The sequence below is a fragment of the Magnetovibrio sp. genome, from assembly GCF_036568125.1.
Taxonomy (GTDB): Bacteria; Pseudomonadota; Alphaproteobacteria; order Rhodospirillales; family Magnetovibrionaceae; genus Magnetovibrio.
Window position 1 is genome coordinate 170008 of record NZ_DATCTF010000007.1, and the last position, 9218, is coordinate 179225.

7 protein-coding genes are annotated in these 9218 nt (G+C 55.6%); 1 reads left to right on the top strand and 6 read right to left on the bottom strand.

What is annotated here, in order from left to right:
* Positions 1-51: 51 nt before the first annotated feature.
* Positions 52-744, bottom strand: coding sequence for a CatB-related O-acetyltransferase (locus VIN96_RS04035; RefSeq protein ID WP_331894151.1), 693 nt, complete (start codon positions 742-744; stop codon positions 52-54).
* 149 nt (positions 745-893) lie between these two features.
* A complete protein-coding gene (locus VIN96_RS04040) occupies positions 894-2327 on the bottom strand; it encodes a lipase maturation factor family protein (RefSeq protein WP_331894152.1) in 1434 nt (477 codons plus the stop codon).
* 132 nt (positions 2328-2459) lie between these two features.
* Here VIN96_RS04040 and VIN96_RS04045 point away from each other — a divergent pair, with 132 nt between their 5' ends.
* Positions 2460-2738 carry a hypothetical protein gene (locus tag VIN96_RS04045; RefSeq protein WP_331894153.1) on the top strand — a complete coding sequence of 93 codons (279 nt, stop codon included), beginning with the start codon at positions 2460-2462 and terminating at the stop codon, positions 2736-2738.
* Between the two features lie 94 nt (positions 2739-2832).
* Here the strand turns inward: VIN96_RS04045 and VIN96_RS04050 are convergent, their stop codons facing one another.
* From VIN96_RS04050 to VIN96_RS04065, 4 genes are all read right to left on the bottom strand, one after another.
* Positions 2833-4212, bottom strand: a complete 1380-nt coding sequence (locus VIN96_RS04050; protein WP_331894154.1) for a HAMP domain-containing sensor histidine kinase — start codon at positions 4210-4212, stop codon at positions 2833-2835.
* Between the two features lie 46 nt (positions 4213-4258).
* Entirely contained in the window at positions 4259-5086 is an 828-nt protein-coding gene (locus VIN96_RS04055) for a phosphate/phosphite/phosphonate ABC transporter substrate-binding protein (protein ID WP_331894155.1), read from the bottom strand.
* Between the two features lie 638 nt (positions 5087-5724).
* Positions 5725-7680 (bottom strand): methyl-accepting chemotaxis protein, encoded by a 1956-nt coding sequence (locus VIN96_RS04060; RefSeq protein WP_331894156.1) that lies wholly within the window; start codon positions 7678-7680, stop codon positions 5725-5727.
* Between the two features lie 298 nt (positions 7681-7978).
* On the bottom strand, positions 7979-9218 hold a 1240-nt coding region (locus tag VIN96_RS04065), incomplete at its 5' end, for a nickel-dependent hydrogenase large subunit (protein WP_331894157.1).

Here is a 9218-nt window from a genome sequence, read left to right on the forward strand (position 1 = left end):
TACGCATAAGGTTGTTTTCAAGGAAAAATGACCCTGTCCGTGAGGGGGGATTTAGTTTTCCGCGGTGGATTTCTTCAACTTATTGAAAACACCTATTATTTTATCAGCGTCTCCGGTCATTAGCGTCCTGATGTGGGTGTTCACAATCTCTGTGGGCCAGTCCCACCAGGCCGTTTCGACCAAGCGCTGGGCATCCGCGGGGCTGACCCGTTCGCGCACAACCTGAGCAGGATTGCCGGCGACAATGGTGTAGGGGGCAACGTCCGACGTCACCACGGCGCGCGCCGCGACGATTGCGCCGTCGCCGATGGTGACACCGGGCATGACCATGGCCTCCATACCCAACCACACGTCGTTGCCGACCCGGGTATCACCGCGTGACGGCAAATCGCCCAGCAGGTCCATATGCTCGCCCCAACTCGCGCCGAAAATGGGAAACGGATAGGTGCTGACGCCGTCCATGCGGTGGTTGGCGCCGTTCATGATAAACGTGACGCCGTGCGCCAACGCGCAATACTTACCGATGATCAGGCGGTCGCCTTGGGCTTCGTAATGGTACAAGACGTTGTCGTCTTGAAAGTGCTCGGGGTGGATGGGGCTGTCGTAATAGGTGAAATCGCCGACCGAAATGTTGGGCCGGGTGATGTGCGGTTTGAGAAACACCACGCGCTTGGCGTTGGGCAGCGGATAGGGGGTGTCGGGATCGGGCGCGCGCAACGGCGCGGATGTGGATGAAGACGGCATAGAACAGTCCCTCAGCTTGAATGAATCAAAAGCTAAAAAGCCGGTCACGGCTTAACGGGAATGCTGGTCCATCGTTGCGGTCTCCTCTTGCGGTGCGACGATGCTAGGCAAGGATGCGGGCAGGGTCAACCTGGTCTTGCGGGTTACGGTCACGGGATGGCGATGAACGGCCCGCGCCACACGATGGTCCACCACCGTCCGGTGCGCGTGCGGGTCGCAGAGTCGGTGAAGGCGTAATGCATCAGGTGTGCGCGCAGATATCGCGGCGATCCGTGGGGGAACTGGTTTTCGGGCAAAAGGTCCAAAACCGGCTTCGCGCCTTGTCGCACGCGCGCCAAAAAACGTTGATACGGCATCACGAATTCCGCCCGGCCCATGGGCACGAACCACATGTGCCAGTCCAGTCGTGGGTGATAGGGGGCGATGAATTGCGGCGCGCGCAACGGATCGCCGGGCTTGTACTTGAATTCCAACGGCGTCCAGGTGTGGGCGTCGTATGACCATTCGACCACCACTTCGATGCGTTCCGGTTTCATGGTGGGGAACACGTGATAGCGGTTCGACAGCGCGAACGCGGTGACCTGGCGTTCCCACGCCTGCGCCCAGCGGGGCAGGGCGGCGTCCAACACCATGGCCCCGATTTGCAGGGCGCTGGTGGCAACGATCACGGCGGCGAACCCGGCGAACGCATATCGCCATCCGCGCGCCATAGTGCGGATGGGCGGGGTCGTGATCAACGCGGGTACACCTCTGCGCAGCGCTTGATCGTCGAGCAGAAACAAGCACAGCAAGATGGTCAGGATGTTGACGAAGTTGTGGTTGGAGCTGGCGATGATCAAAACCTGTAACGCAATGGTCGCCCAAGCGCCGACCATGCGGTAACGCCTCGGCGCGAGAAACAGGAACGGCACCAGGATTTCAACGACCAGCACGCCCGCGGTGCCGCCTTTCAGCAGTCCCTGCGGTAGGTGGTGAAAATACCACGCGCCTGGATGGGGCAGGGGTTGGACCTCGAAATAGGCGCTCAGCGCGCCGAGCCCCGACCATGCCGGATCACCGCTGATCAGCTTGGAAATGCCGGATAAAAAACGCAGCTTGAACAACAACAAGCGCATCATCCACACGACGACGTTGGCGCCGCCGCCGACCAGGAAAATGGCTAGGAATCCCGCTTCCAACAGCAGGGTGTCCCATTGAAAATTCATGAAGATCGAGCCCGCGTGATAGAGGCTCAGATACAGCACGTACGCTGCGATCAGCATGACCCGCGGCCACAGGCCGAACGCCAGCAACACACCCGCAGCGCATCCCAGCCATGCCGCGCCGACCAGCGCGGTGTCGGACGCGCACAGCCAAAACACGCTGGGAAACGCCAAGAACCGTTCAGGTCCCAATGCAGCCTTCAGGTTGGCCTGCTGCTCGACCAAGGGCAGAATGCCGAGGCTTCCCGATAGCCCCTCGATTTGCACAGCCAGCGATGCGAACGCGATGGCGTAGACGAGGCCGAGCCCCTTGAGAAACACCAAGATGGTCAGGCGATAGGCTTCAGGCGGCCGCCAAAGAAGATCCCAGAACGCTTTCATGGACGTGCGCAGCTCCCCCCGTTGCGTACGCGTCCAGTTTAGCAAATAGGGGGGATCAATGTCCCCATCCTCAATACATCGTGGATATACTATAGTTATGAGCAGATCGTTTGAAAATTAGGGTTGGCAGTCATGAAAGATCACGTAAAAGCTTCAAAAACAGGCTCGGTCGAGATCAAAGTCAGCGCGGCCAAGGAAGACAGAGAGGCGCTGCTATCGAGTTTCCAAAAGTGTCAAACCGGGCAATGCGGGTGTCCGACGGCGGAGTATTCAAAGATCGAAAATATGGACGTCGCCGTCGACGAAAGCAGCATCAACATTCACATTGAGCCGAAGCTGGACGAAACTATTGATATTTCTGAAGTTGAAAAATGCCTGGCTTGGACACGAGACCACGTGCAGCGTAAATAATTAAAGCTGTAACAGTCGCTCTCAGAGTTCGTCGAAGCTGTCTGTTTGTGTCTCTACCTAGGGGTATGAGGATTCATCGCTGGCCAAAAGGCAATCAATTCGCCACAGAACGTTCGGGTAATTCCACCCAAAATGTGCTGCCTTCGCCATCAGCGCTGTTCAAACCAATATTTCCCCCCATTGCCTCGATGAGTCGCTTTGTCACCGTAAGGCCAATCCCCGTGCCCGAGATATTTGAGCCTTCTTTTCCCAGGCGGTTGAACGGTTCAAACAGAGCATTATGCATTTCCTCAGGAATGCCTGGCCCCGTATCCGTCACGTAAATCCGCCGCCATCCTGTCCGGGGCGCTTCGGATGTGATCGTGAGGGTTCCGCCCTCATTGTTGTATTTGATGCCGTTAGACATCAAATTGAGAAGAACCTGCTTGAGCGGCGTGTAATCCGCCACAACGCTACATTCCTCAGCGACATCATTTTTAATCGTGATCGCGCGTTCGTCGGCAAGAGGCGAAACAGACTGCACGCATTCCGTGACCAGCGCGGCAAGTGGGATTGACGTTAATTCAATTTTTTGGTGCCCAGATTCAATGCGGGCCAGGTCGAGAACTTCATTGATCAGGTCCAGCAGATGTTGTCCGCTGGACATAATATGATCGACGCATTGCTTTTGATGCGCAGAGAGCGGTTCTTTCGGATTGAAATCCAAAAGCTGGCCGAACCCCAAAATGCCGTTAAGCGGGGTGCGGAGTTCGTGGCTCATTGACGAAAGAAATTCTGATTTGGCCTTACTCGCTTTTTCGGCGACCTCGATCGCCGTGTGAAGTGACTTTTCGTTTTCGCAGATGGCGTCGCGCATCGCCTGAAAGGAGCGCGCGAGCGATCCAACTTCATCCTGCGTGCGCGTATCTAAGCTGATCTCGTAGTTGCCCTTAGCCAAATAATCGGCCGCAATAGTCAGCTCTTTGGCGGGCTTTCTCACGAAGCGGTCCAGCATCAACAAAATTGCCGCCAACGCAATGGCGAGACTGACCAGCAAAATTCTGAACAACTCGACGTTTTGCTGATGCACAACAGAAAGAGGTCCGCCAACATCGGTGGTCAGCGTGAGAACGCCGAAAACGACGTTGCGGACTTTGACCTCATGGCTGATCGTCTGTAATTCCAAACCATCGGGAGGGGCTTGTATGCTGAGCGGATAGATCAGGTTGCCGCCTTTGTCGTGCAACGTGATTGAAACCCAATCCGAATTGGTTTGTAAAAGTGCATCCAGGCTGTCGTAAATATTGGCCAAGTTATTCTGGATCAAATGAGGGACCAGGACTTCACCCGTGATCACCAGCTTACTGTGCGTGTGCAGTTGGAGGTTGTCGCGGGAATTGGCCTCGACGCCCGGCATCCACACAAAGAAGATAAATGCGGATAAGCCGACACCGATCAGAAAAACCGCAAGAAAAACTTTGGTTCTCAAAAGCATGGTATCAGATCACCCGACGTATCCGGCCGATGACGGGGCTGCGGCATCATTCCACATAATACTTGTCCAAGCCCCAGTCTTTCAGCACTTGATAGTCCTCTAATTTCGCAATGCCGGGCTGCTTCATGGGGATGCGGCTGACGAGTGCCTTGCCTTCATCGGTCGAAGCCAGGTCGAGGAACGCCTGGCGGACGGCCTCGCGATGTGCCTCGGGCACGCGAGGGTGTGCCGTCAGAGGGTGCGGCGCCATGTTACGCGTCGTATAGAGGACGCGCAGCCGGTCTTGAATGTCCGCTTTTTGCCCTTTCAGCGTACTGAGAACCCCGCCGCCAGCGCTGGTTTTGCCAAGAACGACGTTCAAATAGACGGACGAGTGGGTTTGGACATAAACCGGCTTGACCGTGACACCGTGAATGGTTTCCAGTTCCGCGCGCATCAGTAACGAAGCCCCCAGCGCGTTGGGGGAGGGAAAGGCGACGTCTTGTCCCTCAAGTTCCGTGATGTTCTTGACGGGACTATCTTGGGCGACAACGAGGATGCCCGATAAATTGCGCCCATGATCCCGTATCAGGGGGACATAGCCCTGGCTCTCACCCGCCAGCATGGCGTGGTAGGGGTTCATGTAAGCAAAATCGAAATCACCCGCAAAGAAGGCTTTTTCAAACTCCGGTATTTCCGCAGACCCGACCATAGCCAACTTGAAACCCGTGCGCTTTTCCAATTCCGCAATGATGGGAAGCCAAATGTCGGCAAGTTTGCGCGGCTCGAACTGGGGCACGACGCCAAAGCGGTAGAAGGCTTGCTCTGCAAGGACCGGACCGGCGCACAGCATGATAAGGGTCAAGACCCATAACGGCATCATTTTGCGCACCATTTTGCGCGTTCCCCCCTCAACTACAATCATGACCTGTCCATACTAGAGGTTCAAATATACCATGACCAGTTCGGAAAAGAATGTTTGTATCCTACCTGTACGACCATGATGGAGATGGAGGGGGCGGGCCGTCATGTTTCAACATGGCGCGTCGTAGACATCAGTTCTGAGGCCACTGATTGACTGATTGTCCGTTCAGTATGATGGATCAAACAAAAGGAGCCTCCGCATTCGAAGCTCAAAGGTGATGCAATGAGAAGTTTTTTGGGGGGGCTGTTATGAACTGAAACAGACTTTAAAACCAACCGAGGACCTTTGTTAGTTGAGGACTTTGTTTTGCATCGCTCGTATGATTTGGTCCCGTTTTTTGATCATTTCCTCAATGGAATTCAACTCCCATGCCGCAGAACATTTGCGCGCAAGCTCTCTTGTCTTTTCGAGTTGAGTAAGATGGGTGTCGAGCTGCAAACAAAACGTTCGATAAGCTTCCTGAATACGGCGCAAACCCGTGCCAAGTCTGCGTATGTGATTGCTAAAATCTCCGCATTGACGAGACACACACCGCGACTGCCGAGAAAATGATCTCAGCAGATACGGTGTGCGATAGGCGTTGAAGTCATAGATCATAGTCATGACTTTTATCCGTTGCGAATGTTCGAGAGGAATCTGTCGACTTCGCCACGCAAGGTTTCGGATTGTTTGCTCAGTTCGGTCGCAGCTTCAAGCATCTGTTCAGCCGATTGTCCGGTTTCATCGGCGGCTTGATTGACGCCCGAGATATTGGCGGACACTTCGTTGGTTCCGGCGGCGGCCTGTTCGACGTTGCGCGCAATCTCTTGGGTTGCGGCGCCTTGTTCTTCGACCGCTGCGGCAATGGTGGATGCGATTTCGTTCATCTTATTGATGATGCCGCCAATGCTTTCGATGGCATGCACGGCGTCTTCCGTCGCGCCTTGGATGCCCCCGATTTGTGACGAGATCTCTTCCGTCGCTTTGGCGGTCTGGTTGGCGAGGTTTTTGACTTCGGAGGCCACGACCGCGAAGCCCTTGCCGGCTTCTCCGGCACGCGCCGCTTCGATGGTGGCGTTGAGCGCCAGCAAGTTGGTCTGATCAGCGATGTCGGTGATTAAGGCCACCACTTCGCCAATTCTCTTGGCAGCTTCGGCTAAGCTTTGTACCTGAGCGTTGGCGCCTTCGACTTCCGCGACCGCGGTGTTCGAGATTTGCGTCGATTGCGCCACCTGACGCGAGATTTCGGAAATCGAGGATGACAGCTCCTCGGACGCCGAGGCAACTGTCTGCACGTTGGTCGAGGCTTCTTCGGATGCCGCCGCTACCGCCGCTGACTGTCGACTGGTCTGTTCAGCGGTTGACGACAGGTTCGATGCCGAGGATTGCATTTCCGTTGCGGCCGACGACACCGAATTCACGACGCCGCCAACACTGTTTTCGAAGTCGTCAGCCATCTTCAGCATCATGTCGCGTTTTTCCTGCGCGGCACGTTCTTCGTTGGCTTTCTGTTCGGCTTCCAGGCGTTTCACTTCTATGGCGTTGTCTTTGAACACCTGAACTGCGGCGGCCATTTTGCCGACTTCATTGCCATAGTCCTGGGCGGGGATTTCAGCTTCAAGATTGCCATCGGCCAAGGTGCCCATGGCATTGGTCATGGCGCCGATGGGTCTTGAAATGCCGCGACCGATTAAGAGTGCCAAGCCGAATACCACGATGGTGACAACAACCATGGAAATCATGATGAATTGAAAGGCACTGACGGCATTGTCCTGCATGGCCTCCGTGGCGGCCTTGGCATCAGCGGTGCCTTTTTCATCGAGGAAGTCCAAGATAGGGGTCACCTTCTTGTACAATTCGCTCATCGTCGCCTTGTCGTCGACCTCTTCGAGATAAAGTTTCGCCACGGCCTTGAAGTTTTCCATATAGGTATCGAGCTTCTTCTCAATATTCGGCTTGGCGTGTTGGGGAATGTCCGATTCCGCCAACAAGGCATCGAACTCCGTCATGCGCTGGTCCATTTCCGCGACGTACTTCGGGTCAACACGCAACAAGAAGTCTTTTTCGTGTCTGCGCATCATCAACATGATGACGGTCAAGCGAGGATTGTCGTACTTGGCAAGTTCGTCCTCGACTTCGGAGACGGCCGTTCGCAATTTACCCATCAGACCGTCATTCGGTGTCAGGCCGATCTGCTGCCACATACCCACGACTTCTTGAAACTGGTTGGCGTAGGCAACAAATCCCTCTCGCATATCATCCACCATTTTCTGTTCGTTGGGTTCTTGGTGGATGGTTTTCAACAGATCGAAGTAGGGCAAAATTTGCTCGACACGCGCTTTGTGCTGCTCGGCATATTTCATATCTTTGCGGGCAAGAAAATCCTTTTCATCGCGACGTTCCTGCAAGAAACCCTGGCTGACGGCGTTGACATAGCTGACGCCGTTGTTTTCGGATCGTTGGGTGTCCATGAACAAGGCCTGCTGGGTGTTGCTGTTGTTGTAGAGAACGCCGACGATGACAAAACCGATGAGGGCCAGAAAGCCAATCATCATGATTTGCAAATTGATTTTGAGATTTTTCATAGCCCTGCGTCTCCATCCAAGGTTGGAGCAGACCGAATGTGTTATGCAAAAGTGAAAAAAACGGTCAGCCCGCTTAACGCGATCACATGGTAAATATTATAAATGTATTTTACATTAAATAAACGGAAAAACGGATGTGAGCGTGCCTCGATCTCTTGAATGTGCGGGCCTGCGGGCCTTTCCTGTGTTGGCTAGAAACCAGACATATGTTCTGGGGGCACGGATTGTTCGTTGATTGCGATTGGAACAAACAAAGGGCGGCTCAGAAGAGCCGCCCTTTGTTTTTGTGCGCAACGGTTTATTCGACGTTGATTTGCAGCATTTCTTCGCCGTCTTCGCCGGTCAGGTGCACGGCGCAGGCGATGCAGGGATCGAAGCTGTGGATGGTACGCAGGATTTCCAGCGGTTGATCCGGGACCGCCAGGGTGTGGCCCTTGAGCGCCGCTTCGTAAGGGCCGGGTTGCGCGGTCGCGTCGCGCGGACCGGCGTTCCAGGTGGTCGGAACGACGGCTTGATAGTTGGCGATCTTTTGGTCTTCGATGACGATCCAGTGACCCAGCGCGCCGCGCGGGGCTTCCATGTAACCCGCACCCTGAGCCTTTTTCGGCCAGGTTTTCGGATCCCATAGCGCGTCGTTGTGGGTGTCGAGATCGCCGGCCTTGATGTTGGCCACCAACTGGTTGTACCAGCCGCGCATGAAGTCGAGATAGATCTTGGTTTCCAAGGTCCGCGCGGCGGTGCGTCCGAGCGTCGAGAACAGCGCGCCGACCGGCACGTCCAAGGTCTTGAGCGTCATGTTGACCAGTTCTTGGGCGTGGTTGTTGCCGCTGGCGTAAAGCATCAACATACGCGATAGCGGGCCGACTTCCATCGCCTTGCCTTTCCAGCGCGGCGACTTGAGCCACGAATACCCGCCCGCGACGTCGAGTTGATCGTACGGCGGTTTGGGGCCGGTGTAGTTGAGTTCGGTTTCGCCCTTGTAGGGGTGAAGCCCGGTGCCGGCGCCGCCTTGGTAGTCGTACCAGGAGTGATCGACGAATTCCTGAATTTGGTTTTCCGCGTCCAGATCGACCTCGTGAATGGTGGACAGGTCGCGGTCCAAAATCACCCCGCGCGGAACCAGGAAGGTGCTGGGGTCATCTGTGTCGCCGGTCGGATAATCGCCGTAGGTGAGGAAGTTGCCGACGCCTTCGCCGATCGCGCCCCAGTCCTTGTAGAACCCGGCAATCGCCAGGGTGTCGGGCACATAGGCGAGATTGACGAAGTCTTCCATGCGCGAAATCACGCTGGAGATCTTCGCCAGCTGTTCCATATTGATGGCGCTGTCGGAGTTGGGATCGAGCGAGCACGCCACGCCACCGACCAGGAAGTTCGGGTGCGGGTTCTTGCCGCCGAAGATCGTGTGGATCTTGGTGACGTGCGACTGCCAGTCAAGCGCTTCCAGGTAGTGGGCGACGGCCAACAGGTTGATCTCCGGGGGGAGTTTGTAGGCCGGGTGACCCCAGTAAGCATTGGCAAACAGGGATAACTGCCCACTG

What these genes read in the sequence shown, in the direction of transcription:
- VIN96_RS04035 (WP_331894151.1), bottom strand. Translation starts at nt 744, where the DNA reads ATGCCGTCTTCATCCACATCCGCGCCGTTGCGCGCGCCCGATCCCGAC.
- VIN96_RS04040 (WP_331894152.1), bottom strand. Translation starts at nt 2,327, where the DNA reads ATGAAAGCGTTCTGGGATCTTCTTTGGCGGCCGCCTGAAGCCTATCGC.
- VIN96_RS04045 (WP_331894153.1), top strand. Translation starts at nt 2,460, where the DNA reads ATGAAAGATCACGTAAAAGCTTCAAAAACAGGCTCGGTCGAGATCAAA.
- VIN96_RS04050 (WP_331894154.1), bottom strand. Translation starts at nt 4,212, where the DNA reads ATGCTTTTGAGAACCAAAGTTTTTCTTGCGGTTTTTCTGATCGGTGTC.
- VIN96_RS04055 (WP_331894155.1), bottom strand. Translation starts at nt 5,086, where the DNA reads ATGGTGCGCAAAATGATGCCGTTATGGGTCTTGACCCTTATCATGCTG.
- VIN96_RS04060 (WP_331894156.1), bottom strand. Translation starts at nt 7,680, where the DNA reads ATGAAAAATCTCAAAATCAATTTGCAAATCATGATGATTGGCTTTCTG.